Annotated in this window: 21 protein-coding genes; 12 read left to right on the plus strand and 9 right to left on the minus strand. The window is 73.5% G+C overall.

Going from position 1 to position 20,726, the window contains the following annotated elements; translation table 11 throughout:
* Nucleotide 1 precedes the first annotated feature (1 nt).
* Complete coding sequence (locus ACWDY5_RS03505) at nt 2-595, minus strand: AAA family ATPase (protein ID WP_449720775.1); 594 nt, start codon at nt 593-595, stop codon at nt 2-4.
* 121 nt (nt 596-716) lie between these two features.
* On the opposite strand from ACWDY5_RS03505, the gene ACWDY5_RS03510 reads away from it, so the two are divergent.
* Nucleotides 717-1,139: an excalibur calcium-binding domain-containing protein gene (locus ACWDY5_RS03510; RefSeq protein ID WP_449720776.1), complete on the plus strand. Its 423-nt coding sequence runs from the start codon at nt 717-719 to the stop codon at nt 1,137-1,139.
* Nucleotides 1,140-1,142: 3 nt separating this feature from the next.
* Here the strand turns inward: ACWDY5_RS03510 and ACWDY5_RS03515 are convergent, their stop codons facing one another.
* The 6 genes from ACWDY5_RS03515 to ACWDY5_RS03540 are packed head-to-tail and all read right to left on the minus strand — an operon-like array spanning nt 1,143 to nt 7,605.
* Nucleotides 1,143-2,399: a glycosyltransferase family 4 protein gene (locus ACWDY5_RS03515; protein ID WP_449720777.1), complete on the minus strand. Its 1,257-nt coding sequence runs from the start codon at nt 2,397-2,399 to the stop codon at nt 1,143-1,145.
* Nucleotides 2,400-2,432: 33 nt separating this feature from the next.
* Nucleotides 2,433-3,962 (minus strand): 1,4-alpha-glucan branching protein domain-containing protein, encoded by a 1,530-nt coding sequence (locus ACWDY5_RS03520; RefSeq protein ID WP_449720778.1) that lies wholly within the window; start codon nt 3,960-3,962, stop codon nt 2,433-2,435.
* Nucleotides 3,959-4,705, minus strand: a complete 747-nt coding sequence (locus tag ACWDY5_RS03525) for a methyltransferase domain-containing protein (protein WP_449720779.1) — start codon at nt 4,703-4,705, stop codon at nt 3,959-3,961. The genes ACWDY5_RS03520 and ACWDY5_RS03525 overlap by 4 nt, the downstream gene beginning before the upstream one ends.
* Before the next feature lie 38 nt (nt 4,706-4,743).
* Nucleotides 4,744-5,052 (minus strand): hypothetical protein, encoded by a 309-nt coding sequence (locus ACWDY5_RS03530; RefSeq protein ID WP_449720780.1) that lies wholly within the window; start codon nt 5,050-5,052, stop codon nt 4,744-4,746.
* A 21-nt stretch (nt 5,053-5,073) separates the two neighbouring features.
* Entirely contained in the window at nt 5,074-6,723 is a 1,650-nt protein-coding gene (locus ACWDY5_RS03535) for an alpha/beta hydrolase (protein ID WP_449720781.1), read from the minus strand.
* A gap of 57 nt (nt 6,724-6,780) precedes the next feature.
* A complete protein-coding gene (locus ACWDY5_RS03540; RefSeq protein ID WP_449720782.1) occupies nt 6,781-7,605 on the minus strand; it encodes a DegV family protein in 825 nt (274 codons plus the stop codon).
* 283 nt (nt 7,606-7,888) lie between these two features.
* On the opposite strand from ACWDY5_RS03540, the gene ACWDY5_RS03545 reads away from it, so the two are divergent.
* The 7 genes from ACWDY5_RS03545 (at nt 7,889) to mnmA (ending at nt 15,443) form a co-directional block, all read left to right on the plus strand.
* Entirely contained in the window at nt 7,889-8,671 is a 783-nt protein-coding gene (locus ACWDY5_RS03545) for an electron transfer flavoprotein subunit beta/FixA family protein (protein ID WP_449720783.1), read from the plus strand.
* A 21-nt stretch (nt 8,672-8,692) separates the two neighbouring features.
* Nucleotides 8,693-9,649 (plus strand): electron transfer flavoprotein subunit alpha/FixB family protein, encoded by a 957-nt coding sequence (locus ACWDY5_RS03550; protein ID WP_449720784.1) that lies wholly within the window; start codon nt 8,693-8,695, stop codon nt 9,647-9,649.
* Between the two features lie 229 nt (nt 9,650-9,878).
* Nucleotides 9,879-10,760, plus strand: coding sequence for a GNAT family N-acetyltransferase (locus ACWDY5_RS03555; RefSeq protein WP_449720785.1), 882 nt, complete (start codon nt 9,879-9,881; stop codon nt 10,758-10,760).
* A gap of 28 nt (nt 10,761-10,788) precedes the next feature.
* A complete protein-coding gene (locus tag ACWDY5_RS03560; RefSeq protein ID WP_449720786.1) occupies nt 10,789-11,685 on the plus strand; it encodes a lysophospholipid acyltransferase family protein in 897 nt (298 codons plus the stop codon).
* Nucleotides 11,686-11,744: 59 nt separating this feature from the next.
* Nucleotides 11,745-13,121 (plus strand): MFS transporter, encoded by a 1,377-nt coding sequence (locus ACWDY5_RS03565; protein WP_449720787.1) that lies wholly within the window; start codon nt 11,745-11,747, stop codon nt 13,119-13,121.
* Nucleotides 13,118-14,344, plus strand: coding sequence for a cysteine desulfurase family protein (locus ACWDY5_RS03570; protein WP_449720788.1), 1,227 nt, complete (start codon nt 13,118-13,120; stop codon nt 14,342-14,344). Before ACWDY5_RS03565 ends, ACWDY5_RS03570 begins: the two co-directional genes overlap by 4 nt.
* A gap of 1 nt (nt 14,345) precedes the next feature.
* Nucleotides 14,346-15,443, plus strand: a complete 1,098-nt coding sequence (gene mnmA / locus ACWDY5_RS03575; protein WP_449720789.1) for a tRNA 2-thiouridine(34) synthase MnmA — start codon at nt 14,346-14,348, stop codon at nt 15,441-15,443.
* Here mnmA and ACWDY5_RS03580 read toward each other — a convergent pair.
* The gene (locus ACWDY5_RS03580) at nt 15,427-15,711 is read right to left on the minus strand and encodes a SemiSWEET family sugar transporter (RefSeq protein ID WP_449720790.1); all 285 of its coding nucleotides are present in this window, start codon (nt 15,709-15,711) and stop codon (nt 15,427-15,429) included. The genes mnmA and ACWDY5_RS03580 overlap by 17 nt on opposite strands.
* Before the next feature lie 72 nt (nt 15,712-15,783).
* On the opposite strand from ACWDY5_RS03580, the gene ACWDY5_RS03585 reads away from it, so the two are divergent.
* Nucleotides 15,784-16,956, plus strand: coding sequence for an ROK family protein (locus tag ACWDY5_RS03585; protein ID WP_449720791.1), 1,173 nt, complete (start codon nt 15,784-15,786; stop codon nt 16,954-16,956).
* 1 nt (nt 16,957) lies between these two features.
* On the opposite strand, the gene ACWDY5_RS03590 is transcribed toward ACWDY5_RS03585, so the two are convergent.
* On the minus strand, nt 16,958-17,857 hold the full coding sequence (locus ACWDY5_RS03590) for a serine/threonine dehydratase (RefSeq protein WP_449720792.1): 900 nt from the start codon (nt 17,855-17,857) through the stop codon (nt 16,958-16,960).
* 73 nt (nt 17,858-17,930) lie between these two features.
* Between ACWDY5_RS03590 and ACWDY5_RS03595 the strand changes: the two genes are divergently transcribed.
* The 3 genes from ACWDY5_RS03595 to ACWDY5_RS03605 are packed head-to-tail and all read left to right on the plus strand — an operon-like array spanning nt 17,931 to nt 20,725.
* Nucleotides 17,931-18,869, plus strand: coding sequence for a LysR family transcriptional regulator (locus ACWDY5_RS03595; protein ID WP_449720793.1), 939 nt, complete (start codon nt 17,931-17,933; stop codon nt 18,867-18,869).
* On the plus strand, nt 18,856-19,341 hold the full coding sequence (locus ACWDY5_RS03600) for a hypothetical protein (protein ID WP_449720794.1): 486 nt from the start codon (nt 18,856-18,858) through the stop codon (nt 19,339-19,341). Before ACWDY5_RS03595 ends, ACWDY5_RS03600 begins: the two co-directional genes overlap by 14 nt.
* A 46-nt stretch (nt 19,342-19,387) precedes the next feature.
* Nucleotides 19,388-20,725, plus strand: a complete 1,338-nt coding sequence (locus ACWDY5_RS03605) for an ABC transporter substrate-binding protein (protein ID WP_449720795.1) — start codon at nt 19,388-19,390, stop codon at nt 20,723-20,725.
* Nucleotide 20,726: the final 1 nt, after the last annotated feature.

Raw genomic sequence — 20,726 nt, forward strand, 5'->3', positions numbered from 1 at the left:
CTCAGTCGAACCGGAGGTGCCGGAGCTGCACCCGCCACCGCCGCAGCTGCGCGGTGACCGGATTGTCCCGGTTGGGCAGCAGCCGCAGCCCGGCCCGCCCGGCCACCTCCTCGGCGACCTGGGGCACGGTCAGGTTCTCGGTGGCCACGTGCTCGGCGAAGAGCGGGTCGGCCAGCGCGGTGGCGCAGCGGTCGTACTGCGCCGCCGCCCAGCCGTTGCGGGTCTCGCCCCGGGTGCGCAGCCGCCGTAGCAGCAGCTCCCGGTCCGGCACGGTCAGCGTGTAGTGGCTGACCTGGTGGCCCAGCCCGCGCAGCCCGCTGATGATCTCCTCGTAGTAGCCGGGGTTCACCAGCGTCATCGGCACGATCACCACTCCTGGCACCGATTTCGCGATCTGGTCGAGCATCTCCCTGGTCCCGGTGCGCCACAGCGGAATGTCCTGGAAGTCGGATCGCTGCTGCCGGGGCAGCATCCGGTGCATCCCGAAGCCGAGGAACTCGGGATCGGCGATGTGGCTCCCGGGCAGCCGCCGCTGGAGCTCGTGCGCCACCTGGGTCTTGCCAGCGCCAAAGGTTCCGTTGATCCACAACAACATGAGGTCGAAGCTACCCGGACCGTGATCCGGCATCACCCGGTCGGCCCAGTGTCACCCGGCGGAGGGCGGCTTAGGGTGCCTGTTCCTGTCGTCGTCGGGGATGAGCGGTGCGAGGTGAACCGTGTCTGTTCCCCGATTCAGACTGCTGGCCGGACTGTGCGCCGGTGGCGCGTTGCTGGCCGGTTGTGGCGCGTCCCCCTCGGTGCAACCACCGCGGTTGCCGGAAACCTCCGTCACCACGGCCGCGAGCACCACGACCACCACCATGAGCACCACCACCGCGGCACCCACGCCGCCGCCCGCTCCGCCGCAGCCGAGCCAACCGCCCGCCCCGCCACCGGCCCCGCGCACCTCGGCCAAGCCACCGGCCCCGCCGAAGACCACACCCAAACCGCCACCGCCGCCGCCCGCGCCCAAGACCGACCCCCGCTACCGGACCTGCAAGGAGGCCAAGTCGCACGGCCTCGGCCCGTACTACCTGGGCATCGACCCGGAGTACCACTGGTACCGCGACGCCGACCACGACGGGAAGGTCTGCGAGTAGCCGCTACTCCCGGCCGAAGACGTTCCCGGACGGGATCTTCGGGCGGCCCAGCACCGGCCGGGGCCCGCGCGTGGTGGCGGCGTACACCGCGGTGGTGTCGGCGGCGATCAGGTCCCAGTTGAAGTCGGTGGACAGCCGGGCCTTGGCCGCCCTGGCCCGGCGCTTGGCCGCGGCCGGGTCGTCCAGCACCGCGCGCACCGCGCTGGTCAGGCCGTCCAGGTCGCCGGGGGTGAAGGACAGGCCGGTGCGGCCGTGCTGGACCACCTCGCCGAGGCCGCCCGCGGTGGAGGCGACCAGGGGCGCGCCCGCGGCGGCGGCTTCCAGGGCGACGATGCCGAAGGGTTCGTAGCGGCTGGGCAGGATGACCGCGTCGGCGGCGGGCAGCAGGGCGGAGAGGTCGCGGTCGGAGAGGTGGCCGACGAAGTCCACGGCGCGGCGGATCCGCAGCTTGCGGGCGGCCTCGACCAGGTGCGGCTCGTGGATGCCCTTGCCCGCCACCACCAGGCGGGCGCCGGGGTGCGAGCGGCGGATCCGGGGCAGCGCGGCCAGCAGGTCCTGCACGCCCTTCTCCCACTCCAGCCTGCCGAAGAACAGCAGCAGCGGCGCGCCGTCGGGGGCGTGCCTGGCGCGGGCGGCGGCCACCTCGGCCTGGTCCACCCGCCAGCGGCGCGGCTCGATCCCGTTGTGCAGCACGGTGATCAGCTCGGACTCCACCTCGAACAGGTGTGCTGCCTCGTCCCGCATCGCGGCCGAGCAGGTGATCAGGCCGTCGGAGGAGTTGGCCAGCCACCACTCCACCGAGTGCACCTGCTGGTTCAGCGTGTGCGACAGCCAGCCGCTGTGCCGACCGGCCTCGGTGGCGTGGATGGTGGCGACCAGCGGCGCGTCCGCGGCCTCGGCCAGGGCGATCGCGGCGTGCGCGACCAGCCAGTCGTGCGCGTGCACCACCTGCGGCCGCCAGTCCCGCAGCAGCGCCAGCCCGGTGCGGATCATGGCGTGCCCCATGGCCAGCGTCCAGGCCACCAGGTCCTGCTCGAAGGTCAGGTGCGCCGGGTCCTCGGCCACCCGCAGCACCCGGACCCCCTCGCCGAGGACGTCCTCGCCGGGGTGGGTCACCGCGTCCGTGCCGGCCGGGTGGCGGCACAGCACGACCACCTCATGCCCTTGGGCGGCAAGGCTTTTCGCCAGCGCGTGCACATGACGGCCCAGGCCGCCGATCACGACCGGCGGGTACTCCCAGGACAACATCAGCACGCGCATGCGGACCCGTTCCTCCCCGTGTGTGCGGACAACCTACCCATCGGCTCGGACTCGCAGCGCACGCGCGTCGAGGTGGCCGAACAGCCCGTCCGGTCCACGCAGCTCGGCGGCCAGTCGTAACGCCCGGCCCCGGTCGCCCTCGGTGAGCAGCCGGGCCAGCTCGTGCGCGTGCCCGCCGTGGATCTTGGCCCGCCGCCGCGCGTAGTCGGCCGCGGAGTCCTTGGTCACCATGAACGCCCAGTCGCTGGACAGGCTCAGCAGGGTCTCCCGCAGCAGCTGGTCGAAGGCGGGGTCACGGGTGGTCCCGGCCAGGTGTCCGTCCACTGTGGACAGTACCCGGCGTTGCAGGTCCGCGCCGTCGGTGACCAGGTCGGCCACCTGTTCGCCGTCCCACACCCGCCAGTCCTTGCCGGAGCCCCAGGAGGAGGCCGGCAGCTCCACCGGCGCGCCGAGGTGACCGGCGGCCAGCGCGCCGCGCAGCGTGCTCACCCGCACCCCGGCCTCGGGCAGCGCGCGCAGCACCGCCTCCAGCCAGGCCGGGCCCTCGTGCCACCAGTGCCCGAACAGCTCGGTGTCGTAGGCGGCCACCACCAGGCCCGGTTTGCCGTCCCGCGCGGCCAGCTCGGTCAGCCGCCGCACCACGGTGTCCACGAAGTCCGCGGCGTGCCTGGCCACCGCGGCGGCGGCCAGTTCCGGCTCGTACGGGCGTTTCTGCTCCGGCGGCACCTGTTTCCCGGTGACCCGCGAGGGTTTCAGCCCGGACGGGTGGTCGTAGGTGTGGAAGTCCCGGTAGGCCGGATCGCCCGGGTACCCGGCCTTGGGCGACCAGACCCGGTAGGTCACCTCAAGATCGCGGCCGAAGCAGATCACGTCCGAGGAGCCGACCGGCCGCGCGGTCGCGGTGTCGCCGTGCAGGGCCGGACCGTCCACCAGGAACCGGCGCACCCCGGCCGCCGCGTACCCGGTCTCCATACCGGGCGCGTAACCGCACTCCGGCGCCCAGATCCCTGCCGGCGCACGGCCGATCCGCGAGGCGGTGTCCGCCAGACCCAGGCGCAGCGCGAACTCGCGCAGCCGGGGGTCCAGCAACGGCTGGAACGGGTGCGTGGCCGGGCCGCCGAGCAGCTCGATGGTTCCGTTGTCCGCCAACGGTCGCAGCACCGGGGAGAAGCCGTGCCGCCAGCGCGACTCGAACTCCGCCAGGGTGGCCGAAGCCTGCCGGTGCTCGGCCGCGGCCAGCTCCCGCAGCAGCGGATCGCCGTGCTGCCAACGGGTTCCGGCGTAGTGCGCGCGGTTGAGCCAGGAGCCGAGCCAGTGGTGGTAGGCGCGCAGCGCGTACGGGTCGTCCAGCTGTGCGGCCAGCACCGGGGTCACGCCCAGGGTCAGCACGTCCCGGCGGCCCTCGGCGGCGAAGCGGTCCAGCATGCGCAGCAGCGGCTGGTAGGAGTGCGCCCAGGCCTGGTAGAGCCATTCCTCGCCGACCGGCCACACGCCGTGGTGGCTCAGCCAGGGCAGGTGGCTGTGCAGCACCAGGCTGAAGGTGCCGATCGGCGCCCGGCTCACGGCCGCACCGCCACGGCCACCAGGTCCAGGCTGGCGTCGATGTCCTCGGTGTGGATGGCGAAGTCCTCGACGGACACCCCGGCCACGTCGGTCAGCAGCGGTTCCGGCCAGGCCTGCCCGGAGAGCACCACCGCCACCTGCGCGTCGATGATCGACCCGCCGTGCGCGGCGTCCAGCTCGCGCAGCCGGGTCCCGTGGTGCAGCCCGGCCAGCAGCTCCACCCGGAAACCCGCCGCGCGCAGCAGCTCGTCCAGCTCCGACCCGGCGAGCTCACGGGTGTGGAACGGGTTCAGCGGGGTGTCCCGGCCGGGGGAGAAGGTGATCCGGTTCGGCGTGGTCAGCAGCAGCCGCCCGCCCGGCCGCAGCACCCGCAGGCACTCGGCCAGGAACCCCGGCTGGTCCCACAGGTGCTCGATCACCTGGAGGTTGGCCACCACGTCCACCGCGCCGTCGGCCAGCGGCAGCGCGGCCAGGTTCCCGCGCAGCACCGCCACCCTCGGGTAGGCCTTGGCCACGTGCGCCACGGTCAGCTCGTCGTAGTCCAGGCCGACCACCCGCGCGGCCACCGAGGCGATCAGGTCCGCGCCGTAGCCCTCCCCGCAGCCTGCCTCCAGCACGGTCGCGCCCGCGCAGTGCGGCAGCAGCGCCGCGTAGGCCGCCTCGTGCCGACGGAACCAGTAGTTCTCCTCGGCGATGCCAGGGACAGTGCGCTCACCGGTGAGCGGCAGCGATTCGGCGGTCACCCCCGTACCCTACCGGTCAGTAACTCCAGGTACGAGGGTCAGCCTCCGCCAAACCCGCGCGCGCTGGCCGCGTCGGCCAGCCGGTAGTCGGCCACCGAGTCGGTCCCGGCCTTGGCGAAGCGCCGGTACACCCCTGGCACCCGGTCCGCGGCGGCCCGCAATGCGGCCTCGGATTCGGTGTAGCGCGGCCGGAACGCCTGGCCGAGCACGCCGGAGCCGAGCGCGCCGGTCGCGGCGGCCAGCGCCTCCCGGTCGGCGTGCCAGGCCGCCTCGTAGGCGTCGGCGGTGCCGGCCACCGAGCGCATCGCGGCCTCGGCGGCCGCCAGGTCCAGGTCGGCACTGTGCATATCAGCTCCAGCTGGGCATCGTCAGTTCCAGTACGGGTAGTCGGGCTCGTGGTCGCGCTCGCGGATGATGTCGTCCTGCTCGCCCACGATCAGCGCGGAGATGTTGTGCTCGGAGGTGCCGTGGCGCACGTTGTAGCCGGAGTGGCCGGAGCCGACGACGCGCGGGGCCTCACCCGGGTAGGGCGAGGGGGCGGTGCCGGGCTCGCCGTGGATGGCGGGCAGCCGGGACGGGTCGCCGCCGAAGGTGCCGAAGTCCGCGATCGGGTCGTTCCGGTTCTCCTGCACCAGCACCCGGTCCGGGGACAGGCCCAGCTCTCGCGGGTCCAGCGTGCCGACGCCGGGGGAGCCCCAGAACGCGGCCCGGTCCACGCCGGTGCCCTGCAACAGGGCCAGGCCGGTGGTGGTCGAGCCGTAGGAGTGGCCGAGCGCGGTCAGCTCCGGGTCCACCGGGCGGGCCGCGTCGATGCCGCGCAGGAACGGGGCCAGCTTGTCCGCGCCCGCCCTGGCCGCCTGGTCCAGCCCCACGGTCTGGCTGGGGTTCAGCAGGCTGTCCCCGGTCAGCTGCGGCGCCTGGTAGCCGATCCAGGTCACCGTGGCCACCGTCTCACCCTCGCGGCCGTTCTGCTTGAGCACCGCCAGGCTGCGCTCCCGCAGCCCGTTCAGGTCCTCGTCGTAGCCGCGCAGCGAGCCGTCCACCGTGCTGGTCAGGCCGGGGGTGAACACCGCGACGTGCTTGGCGTTGTCCACATCGCCGTTGCCGATGGCCGCCTCCACCCGTTCACCCTGGGTGTTGAGCAACAGCACGCTGCGCCCGTCCCGCCCGGCCACCTCGCGCACCGCCTCGACCGAGGCCAGCTTGGCGTCGATGGCGGCCAGGCGCTTCTGGTGCTCGGTGTAGGCCTGCTCCCGGTCCCAGTACAGGAACGGCCGGTCCCCGGTCTCGTACTGCCGGATCAGCTCGGCCCGCTCGGCCAGCAGCCGGTCCCGCTCGATGTCCAGTCGCAGCCGGTTGGCTTCGTCCCTGGCCGCGAACGGGACGCCGTCCAGGTTGCCGATCCACTCCGGGTGCTCCCGGATGATCGCCTGCTGGTCCGGCTTGCTCAGCGCGTTCCACCAGGCCGCGTTGGCCTCCGGCGAGCCGCCGGGCGGGGGCGGGGTGAGCCCGCCGAGCGGCTCGGGCACCGTGCTCGCGCTGAACCCGCCGCTGATCCGCTCGGCCGCGCTGGCCACCAGCTGTTCCACCTGGTCGGCGACCTGCCCGGCGTAGATCAGCGGGGCCGCCACGCCCAGCGCGGGAGCGGTCAGCAGGAAGGTCTTGAGGAAGCCGGGGGTGCTCTCCTCGATGTACTGCGCGATCGCCTGCTTCGTGCCGCGCACCTCGGCGGCGAACCGGCCCGCGTCCCCGGCGACCTTGGTCATCTCGGCCTCGATCCGGCGGAACTCGGCAGAGTCGCGCAGCTTGCCGGACATCGCCAGACCGGCGGCGTCCGGCCACACCCCGGTCACCTCGGCGCCGGTGCGCTCGACCTTCTCGATGGTCTGGCCGAGGCTGCCCGCGCTGCTCGTCCAGCGCCGGGCCAGCTCGTCCACCTGGTCCTCGTCGGTGTCCGGCCACGGCACCCGCAGGCGGACCAGCGCCCACAGCGGGCTGGACGGCTCGGCGATCGGCATGCCAGGAAGTCTCGGATCACCCGGCCGGGCCCGGCCGCCGCTGGCAGTTTCCTGCCGTCAGCGCAGCGGGGAGATGGTCACGCCAAGGGCCCCCGGCCCCACGTGTGCTCCTATTATCGAGCTGACCTGCGTCAACAGGAACTCCCGGCCGTAGCTGATCCGGGACTGGAGCTGTTCGAGCAGCTTGCCCGCCCGCTCCGGCGAGCCGAAGTGCTCCACCGCCACGTCCACCGGCCGGTCGCCTGCCCGCTCCACCGCGGCCTCCACCAGCTTCTCCAGCGCCCGGTCGGTGCCGCGGACCTTGCTGAAGGGCACGATCTCGCCGCGGTGCAGGGTCAGCACCGGCTTGATGCCCAGCGCGGTGCCGATCAGCGCCGAGGCCGCGCCGATCCGGCCGCCCTTGCGCAGCCAGTCCAGGGTGTCCACGTAGATGAACTCGCTGGCGTGGTGGCAGCGGAACTGGGCGATGCCCTGCACCTGGGCCACGTTCGCGCCGTTGCCCGCCGCCTCGGCCGCGGCCAGCGCGCCGTAGCCCAGGCTCATCCCGCAGGACTGCGAGTCCACGATGTGCACCGGGATGCGGGCCTGCGCGGCGGCTTCCCTGGCCGCGTTCAGGGTCTGGGACAGCGCACCGGAGAGGTGCACCGACACCACCGCCTGCGCGCCCTTGGCCGCGGCCTCCTGGTAGGTCCAGAAGAAGGCGGCCGACGGCGGCGGCGAGGTGCTCACCGGGATCTGGTCGCGCATCGCCTGGGCCACCTCATCCGGCGGCAGGTAGGCCTCGTCGCTGGCCTTGTCACCCACCTGGAGCTGTAGCTGGACCACGGAGATGCCCATGCGCTCGGCGAGCCCGCTCGGCAGGCACGCCGTCGAGTCGGTCACCACTGCTACTCGCCGGTACATGGCAGAGCACGCTAGACGCCGTATTAAAGGTTTGCATCCAGGGAAGCGGTTTCAGTGCGGTATCTCGCCCCTGTGGGCACCCGGGAGGTGAGCACTGTCACGAATCGGGCCTGCTGAGGCTGCCTTGCAGGCAGATTACTCACGGGTAACATGCAGGTGGTCGAGGCCACCGTGCACAAGGTGCTTTCGACGTGGGAAGGTTCGCCAAGATCCTCCCGCACAGGTGGATGCCGTCCTTGGTCTCGGAGGTCGAAGAGGACCCATGAACATCGTCGTCCTGGTCAAGCAGGTGCCTGACACCTATTCCGAGCGCAAGCTCACCGATGCCGACCACACGTTGGACCGTGACTCGGCCGACGCCGTGCTCGACGAGATCAACGAGCGCGCGGTCGAAGAAGCCCTCCGCATCCAGGAGGCGCACGGCGGCGAGGTGACCGTGGTCGCCATGGGCCCCGAGCGCACCACCGAGGCCATCCGCAAGGCCCTGTCCATGGGCGCGGACAAGGCCGTTCACCTCAGCGACCCCGCGCTGCACGGCTCCTGCCAGGTGGCCACCGCCAAGGCGCTGGCCAAGCTGGTCGGCTCCATCGAGGGCGTTGATCTGGTCATCGCGGGCAACGAGTCCAGCGACGGCCGCGGTGGCGCGGTGCCCGCCATGGTGGGCGAGGTGCTCGGCCTGCCGGTGATCACCCAGGCCAGCAAGGTCGAGCTGACCGACACCACGGTCAAGGTCGAGCGGGTCACCGACGAGGGCATGGCCTTCGTCGAGGCGAACCTGCCCGCGCTGGTCAGCGTGACCGAGAAGATCAACGAGCCGCGGTACCCGTCCTTCAAGGGCATCATGGCCGCCAAGAAGAAGCCGGTGGACACCAAGTCCATCGCCGACGCCGGGATCGACGCGGGCGAGGTCGGCCTGGCCAACGCCAGCACCAAGGTCGTCGAAGCCGCGCCGAAGCCCCCGCGCTCCGGCGGCCAGAAGGTCGAGGACGACGGCACCGGCGGCACCAAGATCGTCGAGTACCTGTCCGCGCAGAAGCTCGTCTGAGAAGCAGGAGGAGGAAGACCCATGTCCGAGGTACTGGTCCTCGTCGACCACGTGGACGGCGAGATCAAGAAGTCGACCTTCGAGCTGCTCTCGGCGGCGCGCTCCATCGGTGAGCCCAGCGCGGTCGTGGTCGGCGCGCCCGGCACGGCGGCCAAGCTGAAGGAGTCGCTGGCCGGCTACGGCGCGGCCAAGGTGTACGTGGCCGAGTCCGAGGAGGCCGCCAGCGTGCTGGTCTCCCCGAAGGTCGCGGTGCTGGCCGAGCTGGTCGGCCGGGTCAGCCCGGCCGCGGTGCTGGTCTCGGCCACCATCGACGGCAAGGAGATCGCCGGCCGGCTGGCCATCCGGGTCGGCTCGGGTGTGCTCACCGACGCGGTGGACGTGGCCGCCGACGGCACCGCCACCCAGTCCGTCTTCGGTGGCTCCTACACGGTGAAGTCCCAGGTCACCTCGGGGGTGCCGATCATCTCGGTGCGTCCGGGCGCGATCGAGGCCAGCCCGGCCGAGGGCGCTGCCGCGGAGGAGGCCGTCGAGGTCCCCGCCGCCGGTGACCGGGTCGCCCGGGTGACCGGCAGGGAGCCGGTGGTCGGCGGCGACCGCCCCGAGCTGTCCGAGGCCACCGTGGTCGTCTCCGGCGGCCGTGGCGTGGGCAGCGCGGAGAACTTCGCCGTGGTCGAGCAGCTCGCGGACAGCCTGGGCGCCGCGGTCGGCGCCTCGCGCGCCGCGGTGGACTCCGGCTACTACCCGCACCAGTTCCAGGTCGGCCAGACCGGCAAGACGGTCGCCCCGCAGCTCTACATCGCGCTGGGCATCTCCGGCGCGATCCAGCACCGCGCGGGCATGCAGACCTCGAAGACGATCGTGGCGGTGAACAAGGACGCCGAGGCGCCGATCTTCGAGATCGCCGACTTCGGCATCGTCGGGGACCTGTTCAAGGTCGCCCCGCAGCTCACCGACGAGATCGGCAAGCGCAAGGGCTGAACCGTTCCACCACCTGCCCGGCTGCTTAGCCCGACAGGATGAAGTTGACCTCCGAGGGGGTTCCGGCGCCGGAAACGGCCGCCGGAACCCCCTCGGTCATGTCTCGCCAGCTCACACGGGTTTCACACTCAGGGTCTCCCCGGAGGCGGCACAGGGTCTTCACCGATTTTCCACCGACGCGTCATCGAATGGACTTTCCTCCGGCCGAATGGCCCGGTAGACCGAGTGCATGACGCAGTCCAGACTGCTGGTCAGCACCGCTACCGAGGGCGCGGACCTGTCCGACGACACTCCGCGCTACTCGCTCCTGGTCGCCAGGGACAGCGAGGAAGTGCGCGCCGCGCAGCGACTGCGCTACCGCGTCTTCGCGGGGGAGATGGGCGCGAACATCGCCGCCCGCACCCCCGGCGTGGACGAGGACTACTTCGACGAGTTCTGCGACCACCTGGTGGTCAGGGACGACCGCAGCCAGGAGATCGTCGGCACCTACCGGATGCTGCCGCCGGAGCGGGCCGCCGAGGCGGGCCGGCTCTACTCCGACAGCGAGTTCGACCTCAGCGCGCTCGACCCGCTGCGGCCGGGCCTGGTGGAGGCCGGCCGCTCCTGCGTGCACCCCGACCACCGCACCGGCTCCGTGGTCGGGCTGGTGTGGGCGGGCATCGCCCGATACATGCTGCTCTCCGGGCACTCCTGGCTGGGCGGCTGCGCCTCGGTGCCGCTGACCGACGGCGGCTCCTACGCGGCCAGCGTCTGGGACATCGTGCGCACCCGGCACTACGCGCCGGAGGAGTACCGGATCACCCCGCGCGAGCCCTGGGACCCCGACGGCGTGGCCCGCATCCCGCAGGCCACCCTGCCCGCGCTGCTCAAGGGCTACCTGCGCATCGGCGCCTGGGTCTGCGGGCGTCCGGCGCACGACCCGGAGTTCGGCGTGGCCGACATGTACGTGCTGCTGTCCATGCAGCGGGTGGACCAGCGGTACCTGAACTTCCTGCTCGGCCCGGAGTTCGCCACGCTGCGGGACAAGGGCGGGCTGCCACCGCAGCCGCGCACCGGCGGGGCCACGCCTTCGGGTAGTGCTCAGCCGCCGGTCAGGCGAGGTTCCCCGTAGGTTCAGCCGAACTGGGCACCCTGGAACCATGACCGCTGGTCCAGCAGAGGCACTGCACTCCTGGATGCCGCACTCCCCGTGCGGGGCATGGTGTCTGCCCACCGGAGACGCACTGCCGAAGGTTTCCCCGGCCCGGCGCGCGCTGCGCCTGGCGACCCTGGCCGCGGTGGTCCTGACCGGACCGCTGTGCGCCCTGACCCTGTCCGTGCTCGGCCCCCGCGGCCGGGCGGCGGTGATCCGCGGCTGGTTCCGCATGGTGCTGGGCGCGCTCGGCGTCCGGCTGCGGGTGTACCGGCCCGGCGCGCTCAGCCTCGCGCCGGAGGAGCGCGAGCGGCCCCGCGACCGCGGGGTGCTCGTGGTCGGCAACCACAGCTCCTGGCTGGACATCGTGGCGCTGAACGCGTTGCAGCCGGTGCGCATGCTGGCCAAGGCCCAGGTGCGGCACTGGCCGCTGATCGGCGCGCTGGCCGCCCGCGCGGGCACCTTCTTCGTGGACCGGCCCAGGCTGTCCACCCTGCCGGCCACCGTGGCCGAGGTGGCCGGGGAGCTGCGCGGCGGCGCCGCGGTGGGCGTGTTCCCCGAGGGCACCACCTGGTGCGGCCAGGCCACCGGTCGCTGGAAACGGGCGGCGTTCCAGGCCGCGATCGACGCGGGCGTGCCCGCCCGGCCGGTCGCGCTCCGGTTCGTGGTGGACGAGCAGTGCACCACCGCGGCGGGCTTCCTCGGTGACGAGACCCTGCTGACCGCGCTGCTGCGTACCGCGGCCCTGCGCGGGCTGGTGATCGAGGCCTCGGTGCTGCCGCTGGTCTCGCCGGAGGGCCACGACCGGCGCTCGATGGCCGCGGCGGCCGAAGCTGCGGTGACCGAGGCGCTGGGTCAGCCCGAGGCCGAGCACACCGTGCCGGAGGTGGCCGCGGCGGCGTGAGCAGGCCCTCCCGGAAAAGGGCTGGACCTCCACCGCACTGGAGCGTGCAGAGTGCGGGGGTGACCTCGTCGACGACCGGTACCCGGCCCCCCTCCGCGCTCTGGGCGCCCGACCGCCGGGCCACCACCACCGGACTGCTGCTGCTCATCACGCTGGCCGCCTTCGAGGCGATGGGCCTGGGCACCGCGCTGCCCACGATCATCGCCGAGCTGGACGGCGCCTCGCTGTACTCCTGGCCGTTCACCGCGTTCCTGGCCGCCAGCATCATCGGCAACGTCTTCGCCGGGCGGGTCTCCGACCGGGTCGGCCCGGTGCCGGGGATCATCGCCGGGCCGACCCTGTTCTTCATCGGCCTGATCGTGGCCGGCACCGCGGACACGATGACCCAGCTGCTCATCGGCCGGGCCTTCCAGGGCCTGGGCGCGGGCTCGCAGATCGTCGCGCTCTACGTCATGGTCGCCATCGTCTACCCGGAGCGGGACCGGCCCGCGGTCTTCGGCGCGCTGTCCGCGGCCTGGGTGGTGCCCGCGCTGGTCGGCCCCACCGTGGCCGGGGTGCTGGTGCAGTACGCGAGCTGGCGCTGGGTCTTCCTCGGCCTGGCCCCGCTGGTGCTGATCGGCGCGCTGCTGCTGGGTCCCACCATCCGCTCGCTGCGGGCGCGGGAACGCGAGGAGGTCGCCAGCACCCCGCGCAAGTGGCTGCCGCTGGCCGCCTTCGCCGCCGGGGTCGGGCTGCCCGCGCTGACCTGGGCCAGCCAGCACCCGCAGTGGTCCTCGCTGGTCATCGGCGCCCTCGGCCTGGTGCTGCTGGCCCCCGCGCTGCGCCAGCTGCTGCCCAAGGGCACGCTGCTGGCCCGCCGCGGCCTGCCGGTGACGGTGCTGCTGCGCGGCATGCTCTCCGGCTCGTTCTTCGCCGTGGAGGCCTACCTGCCGCTCACCCTGACCTCGGTGCACCACTACTCGCCCGCCACCGCGGGCATCCCGCTGACCGTGGGCGCGCTGGGCTGGTCGGTGGCCTCGATGTGGCAGGGCCGCTACCCGGACCTGCCCCGGCACGTGCTCATCCGGCGCGGTTTCACCCTGGTCGCGATCGCGCTGGCCGGGCTGGTGTTCATCGCGCCGGCCTGGGGCCTGTCCTGGCTGTCCATCCCGCTGTGGATCCTGGCCGGCAGCGGCATGGGCCTGGCCATGGCCAGCACCTCGGTGAAGGTGCTCAGCATGTCCGAGCCGGGCGACCGGGGGTTCAACTCGGGCGCGCTGCAGATCTCCGACCTGCTGCTCCAGGCGGTCTGCGTGGGCATCGGCGGCGTGCTGCTCAACCTGCTGGGCTCCACCACCGACCCGACCACCGCTGTGATCGTGCTCAACCTGCTGATGGCGGGGGTCGCCACGATGGGGGCTTTCCTCGCTGGCCGGTCTACCCTTGACGGGCGATGAGCACATATCTCGACCACGCCGCGACCACCCCCATGTTGCCGGGGGCGGTCGCGGTGATGAGTGAGGCGTTGTCCGGACTGGGCAACGCCTCCTCGCTGCACTCCGCCGGTCGCCAGGCGCGCAGGCTGGTCGAGGAGGCCCGCGAGGACATCGCCGCGGCCTTCGGCGCGCGGCCGACCGAGCTGCTGTTCACCGGCGGCGGCACGGAGAGCGACAACCTCGCGGTCAAGGGCATCTACTGGGCCCGTCGGCAGGCCGATCCGCGCCGCCGCCGGGTGCTGGTCTCCTCGGTGGAGCACCACGCGGTGCTGGACGCGGCGGAGTGGCTGGCCGCGCACGAGGACGCCGAGCTGACCTGGCTGGCAGCCGACCACACCGGGCGGATCCAGCCGGAGACCCTGGACGCCGCGATCGGGACCGATCCGGACAGCGTGGCCCTGGTCAGCGTGATGCTGGCCAACAACGAGGTGGGCACGGTCAACCCGGTCCGCGCGCTGGCCGAGGTCGCGCACCGGCACGGCATCCCGCTGCACACCGACGCGGTGCAGGCCGCGGGCGTGCTGCCGGTGGACTTCGCCGCGCTCGGCGCGGACGCGCTGACCCTCACCGGGCACAAGTTCGGCGGCCCCTACGGCATCGGCCTGCTGCTGTTGCGCCGGGACACCGCCTGCGTGCCGCTGCTGCACGGCGGCGGGCAGGAGCGCGAGGTCCGCTCCGGCACCCTGGACGTGCCCTCGGTGCTCGGCCTGGCCGCCGCCGCCCGGCAGGCCGCGGCCGAGCGGGACCGGCGGGCCGCCGAGCTGACCGCGCTGCGCGCCGAGCTGGCCGCCGCGGTGCTGGCCGCGGTGCCCGACGCGGTGCTCAACGGTGACGGCTTCGAGTCCACTGTGGACGGTATGCCGGGACGGCTGCCCGGCAACGCGCACTTCACCTTCCCCGGCTGCGAGGGCGACAGCCTGCTGATGCTGCTGGACGCCAAGGGCATCGAGTGCTCCACCGGCTCGGCCTGCACCGCGGGCGTCGCCCAGCCCAGCCACGTGCTGCTGGCCATGGGCGCGGAGCCGTCCTCGGCCCGCGGCTCGCTGCGCTTCTCCCTCGGCCACACCTCCACCGCCGCCGACGTGGCCGCGCTGGGCGCGGCGATCGGCCCGGTGGTGGCGCGGGCCCGCAGCGCCGGACTGGCGGGCCTGCGGCGATCGGTCCGACCCCCGGCAGGAGTCTGAGATGGGCAAAAGAGTGCTGGCGGCGATGAGCGGCGGGGTCGACTCGGCCGTGGCCGCCGCGCGGGCGGTCGAAGCGGGTCACGAGGTGACCGGGGTGCACCTGGCGCTCTCGGCCAAGCCCGGCACGCTGCGCACCGGGTCCCGCGGCTGCTGCACCATCGAGGACTCGCACGACGCCCGCCGCGCCGCGGACGTGCTCGGCATCCCGTTCTACGTCTGGGACTTCGCCGAGCGGTTCACCGAGGACGTGATCGAGGACTTCGTCGCCGAGTACGCCGCCGGTCGCACCCCGAACCCCTGCCTGCGCTGCAACGAGAAGATCAAGTTCGCCGCGCTGCTGGACAAGGCGATCGCGCTCGGCTTCGACGCGGTGGCCACCGGCCACTACGCCCGGCTGGCCCAGGTGGACGGCCGCCCCGAGCTGCGCCGCAGCGCGGACGCGGGCAAGGACCAGTCCTACGTGCTCGCCTCGCTGACCCCGGAACAGCTCAGCCACGCGATGTTCCCGCTCGGCGGCTCCACCAAGACCGCGGTGCGCGCCGAGGCCGAGCAGCGCGGCCTGTCCGTGGCCAACAAGCCGGACAGCCACGACATCTGCTTCATCCCCGACGGCGACACCCGGAAGTTCTTGCAGCGCAAGCTCGGCACCCGGCCAGGCGAGCTGGTCGACGACGCCACCGGCGAGGTGCTCGGCGCGCACGAGGGCGTGCACGGCTTCACCATCGGCCAGCGGCACGGCCTCGGCCTGGACCGCCCGGCCCCGGACGGCCGCCCGCGCTACGTGCTGTCCCTGGAACCGGTCTCCGGCACCGTCCGGGTCGGCAGCCGGGAACGGCTCCAGGTCACCGAGCTGGTCGGCGAGCGGGCGATCTGGCCCTCCGGGGTGCCGCTGGACGGGCCGGTGGAGTGCGTGGTGCAGGTGCGCGCGCACGGCGGCACCGCGGGCGCGGTGGCCCAGCTGCGTGGCGAGCAGGTGGTGGTCAGCCTGCGCGAGCCGCTCGGCGGCGTGGCACCCGGCCAGGGCCTGGTGCTCTACCGCCAGGACGCGGCCCAGGGTGACCTGGTGCTGGGCGCGGCCACCATCACTCGGACGCGCTGACCAGCACCCGGGCCCGGCCCAGCTCGGTGCGCAGCTTCACCGCCACCAGCACCGAGAGCAGCACCAGGGTGAGCGAGTTCGTCGCGATGATCACCGTGTCCGCGCGCCCGATGCCGTAGAGCACCCAGCAGAACACGCCCGAGCCCAGCGCGACCAGGTAGACCCAGGAGAAGTCGCGCGCGCTGCGCCGCTTCAGGCAGCGCACCACCTGCGGCAGCCAGCACGCCGTGGTCAACACCCCTGCCAGCGCACCGATCAGCGTGATCACCTGGACACCCCCTGTCACCTGTACGGACTTTATTCTCAAGGAGAACAAAAAGAGCGTGGCAGGCTAAGGGGTGTGAGCACAAGCCCGTTTGCCGAACCCGCGGCCCAGCGACTGCTCTCGCTGGCGCACCGGCACGGGCCGCTGACCAGAGCGGACCTGAGCCGCCGCCTGGACCTGGCGCGCAGCGCGACCGGGAGTGCGATCACCGAGCTGGAGCAACTGGGGCTGATCCAGTGCGGCCCGCCCGCCGACGGCCCGCGCCGCCTGGGTCGTCCCTCGCCGCAGGTGTCGGTGGTGCCGCGGCCCAGGGTGCTGGCCGCCCAGGTCCGCTCGCGCTCGCTGAGCATCGCCGCGGTCGGCCTCGGCCGCGCGGTCACCGACCGCACCGAGGTGCCGCTGGCTCCTGACGAGCGCACCCCCGAGGCGGTGGCCGACCGGCTGGCCGCGCTGGCCCGCCCGCTGCTGCGCCGCCACCAGGGCCTGACCGGGCTGGCCATCGCGCTGCCCGCGGTGCTGGACGCGCCGAACGGCCAGATCCACGCGGCCTTCCACCTGGGCTGGACCGACGTGCCGTTCAAGCGGCTGCTCGCCGAGCGCCTGCCCGGCCTGGACCTGTACCCGTGCAACGACGGCCACCTGGCCGCGCTGGCCGAGAGCAGGCACGGCGCGGCCCAGGAGGCCAGGGTGGCGGTGGTGCTGGGCGGCGACGACGTGGGCATCGGCGGCGGCCTGGTCCAGCACGGCGTCACCTTCGACGGCAGCGCCGGCCACGCCCTGGAGGCCGGTCACCTCCAGCTGAACACCGCCGAGCCGAGCCGCTGCCCCTGCGGCGCGACCTCCTGCTTCGAGACCCAGGCCGATGCCCGCGCGCTGCTCCGGCACGCCGGCATCCCGTTCACCGACACCACCGACCCGCGTGCCGCGGTCGCCGAGGTGCTGGCCGACCCCCGGCACACCGCCGCGGTGCTGGCCACCGCGGACCGGATCGGCGCGGGCCTGGCCGTGCTGGTCACCCTGCTCAACCCGGACCTGGTCATCCTCACCGGCCAGCTGGCCGCCATGCACGGCGCGCCCGGCGCCCGCGAGCGCATCCTGGCCGGCATGGAGACCTCGCACGTGGCCCGCATCCACCCGGTCCCGGTGACCACCGCCGCCCTGCCCGACCCGGTGCTCATCGGCGCGGCCGAACTGGCCCTGGCCCCGCTGCTGGCCGCGCCGAGGACGGCCGCCACCGCCACCGGCTGAGCTACTCCGGCAGCCAGTCGGTGTTGGCCCCGCAGACCACCACGCAGGCCTGCTCGGCCGGGACCTCGTCCTTGAGCCACAACGCGAACGGCACCGCGGCGGCCGGTTCCACCGCCAGCCGGAACTCCTCCCACAGCCGGTCCCTGGCCGCCAGCAGCTCCGCGTCGGTGACCAGGTGCGACTCGACCCCGGCCGCGCGCAGGATGGCGAAGGTCAGCTCGCCCGCCCTGGCCGCGCCCAGCGCGGACATCGCTACCGAGTCCACCTCGGTGTCCACCGGCTCGCCTGCCCGCAGCGCCGCGTGCAGGCAGTCGCAGCCCCTCGGCTCCACCGCGACGATCCGCCGCCCGGTGCCCAGCGCCAGCCCGGAGGCCAGCCCGCCGCCGCCGACCGCGACGAACACCGCGTCCACCTCGGGCGCGTCCGCCACGATCTCCAGGCCGACCGTGCCCTGGCCCGCGATCACCGCCGGGTCGTCGTAGGCGGAGACGAACCGGGTGCCCGGCTGCTCGCCCTCCAGCCGGGCCGCCTCGTTGGCCTCGGGGTAGGTCTGGTGGTGCACCACCTCGGCCCCGGTCTCCTTGATCCGCCGGATCTTGCTCTCCGCGGCGTAGCTGGGCACGTGCACCCTGGTCGGCAGGTCCAGCAGCCGGGCAGCGGTGCCGACGGCGAACCCGTGGTTGCCGCCGCTGACCGTGGCCACCCGCGCCGGCCGGTCCCCGGCCAGCAGCGCGTTGGTCGCGCCGCGCAGCTTGAACGAGCCGGTCAGCTGGAGCTGCTCCAGCTTGAGCCACAGCGGCCTGCCGTCCACTGCCACCCGCAGCATCGGCGTGCGCCGGACATACGGGGCGATCCGCTCGGCCGCGCTGGCCACATCCGCCGGGGTAGGGAGTCGAGTCATGACCCCAGCCTGCCCCCGGCGAGCCTTCAGCAGAAGCGATGTCTGCTCGGGGGTTTGTAGCGATACTTAAGGCATGGACGCCGACCGACTGCGGGTGCTGGTCGAGGTCGCGCACGCCGGTTCGATCAGCGGCGCCGCGGCCAGGCTGTCGGTCACTCCCTCCGCGCTGTCCCAGCAGCTGGCCAAGCTGGAGCGCGCGGTCGGGGTGCGGCTGCTGGACCGCGGTCCCGGCGGGGTGCGGCCGACCGAAGCGGGCGCGGTGCTGGTGCGGCACGGCGAACGGGTGCTCGGCGAGCTGCGCGACGCCGAGGACGCGGTGCGCGCGCTGCTGGGCCAGCGCCCGGAACGGATCGCGCTGGGCACCTTCGCCACCGCGGGTGCGCTGCTGGTCCCCGCCGTGCTGGCCGAGTTCCGGCAGCGGCACCCCACGGTCCGGCTGGCCCTGCTCGACATCGAGCCGCCGGAGGGCTACGGCCTCATCGCCTCCCGCGAGCTGGACCTGCTGATCACCCACCGCTACACCGGGGTGACCCTGCCCCCGCTGGGCGGCGCGCGGCGGCACCGCCTGCTCACCGACCCGCTCCGGCTGGTGCTGCCCGCAGGCCACCGGCTGGCCACCGCCGAGCGGATCACCCTGGCCGAGCTGGCCGGGGAGGAGTGGATCAGCGGCAGCCCCGGCGTGCCCAACCGGACCTGCCTGCAAGCCCTGGCCGCCCGGACCCGGCTGGACCTGCACGTGGCCTTCGAGACCCGCGACTACGGCGTGACGCTCGGGTTGCTCAGCGCCGGGGTCGGCGTCTCCCTGGTGCCGGCGAGCGTGCTCGGCGCGGCCGACACCCGGCGGCTGGCGGTGCGCTCGCTGACCGGCCTGGCGCCGGTGCGCGAGATGCACGTGGTGCACCGGGCCCGCCCGCTGCCGCTGACCGCGGAGGTGGTGCGGCTGCTCACCACGGCGGGGGCGAAGATGTACCGGCAGAGCACCGGGAGGAGCGGCGACCATGACCGATCGTGAGGAGCGCTCCTACCGGCGCGCCCAACTGCTCGACGACCCCAGGTTCGAGCGGTTCCGCCCGCTGACCGCCCGCCGCCGCCTGGTCGGCGCGCTGACCGCGCTGCTGGTCGCCGAGGCGGCGCTGTTCATCCTGCTGCCGGGAAATCCGGTGGCGCTGCTGGTGATCGCGGTGGTGCTGACCGCGGCCTGTGTGCTGTGCATCGGGCTGCTCAAGGCCTCGACCAGGGGCGTGGAGGAGCTGCCGGAGCGCAACCTGGACGAGTACCAGTGGCAGCTGCGCGGCGAGGTCTACGCCCGCGCCTACCGGATCGGCCAGGCCCTGCTGCTGGCCGAGCTGCTCGTGGTCGGCGGCTGGCTCGCCTTCGACCTGCCCAGTCCCGGCCGGGGCGTGGTGATCGCGGCCCTGCTGATCCCGTTCCAGCTCGCGGTCACCCTGCCCACCATGGTCGCCGCCTGGCACCGGCGGGTGTAACCCGACTGCCGCGTGTAGAAGCGCTGCTCGCCGGGAAGTTTGGCTCATGCCCTTCCTGCGGACGGCCATTGCCGCCCTCACCTGCACTGCTCTGCTGGCCTGCGCCGGTTGCGGCGGCGTCGGCGCGGCGCTGACCCCGGAGACCGCCGGGCTGACCACCATGGGCTTCGGCCTGCCCGACGAGCACGCCACCGCCAGGGTCGCCGCCTACCGCGCCGCGCACCCGGAGACCCCGGTGCGGATCGTGGAAGGCGCCTTCGACGCCCAGCAGTTCCTCTCCTCGGTGGCCGCGGGCCGGCCGCCGGACCTGGTCTACGCCGACCGCACCACCCTGGGCGGCTTCATCGCCCGCGGCGCGCTCCAGCCGCTGGAGGACTGCGTGCGGCGGCACCGGGTCGACCTCGGCCAGTTCCGCTCCGCCGCGCTCGGCCAGCTGACCTACCAGGGGCGGCTCTACGGGCTGCCGGAGTTCAACCTGGTCCGGGTGCTGCTGGTGGGCGAGGACACCGTGCGCGCGGCCGGGGTGGCGCCGGAGCGGGTCAGCACCACCGACTGGGGCGCGCTGGCCGAACTGACCGATCGACTGTCCGAAGTGGACGGAAACCGGCTGCGGCGGATCGGCTTCGACCCCAAGGTGCCGGAGTTCCTCCCGTTGTGGGCCAAGGCCAACGGGGCCGACCTGGTCAGCCAGGACGGGCGCACGCCGCAGCTGGACGACCCCAGGGTGGTCGAGGCGGTGGCCTTCACCGCGGACCTGGTGCGGCGGCAGGGCGGCTGGCCGGTGTTCAAGGCGCTGCGCGACTCCTTCGACACCCACGGCGCGCGCAACGAGTTCGCCACCGGGCAGGAGGCCGCCCGGCCGATGGAGAACTGGTACATCAACACCCTGGCCAACAACTCCCCGAAGGCCGCGGTGTCGGTGCGCCCGTTCACCGACCGGCGCGGCAACCCGATCTCGTATGCCTCCGGCTCGGCCTGGGGCATCCCGGTCGGCGTGCGCGATCCGGCCAAGGCGTGCGAGTTCGCGGTGACCATGACCGCCGCGGACACCTGGTTCGCCGCCGCCAAGGCCCGCAAGGAAGCCTTGGCGCGCAAGGGAAGGCCGTACTCGGGCACCTATACCGCCAACCGGGCCGCGGATGAGCGGATCTTCGCCGAGCTGTACTCGGCCGCCTCGGTGCCGCTGGTCGACGCGGGCGTGCGGGTGGTGCTCGGCCTGCAGGACAAGGCGTTCGCGCTGCCGGTGGTGCCAGCCGGGCTGGAGTTCACCCACGCCTACGAGGGCGCCGCGCACCGGGTGCTGACCGGCGCGCAGGACCCGGCGAGCGCGATGCGGCAGGCGCAGCGGGAGGCCGAGCTGGCCATCGAGCGGGCGCGGAGGTAGC

It is taken from the genome of Crossiella sp. NPDC003009 (genome assembly GCF_053591555.1).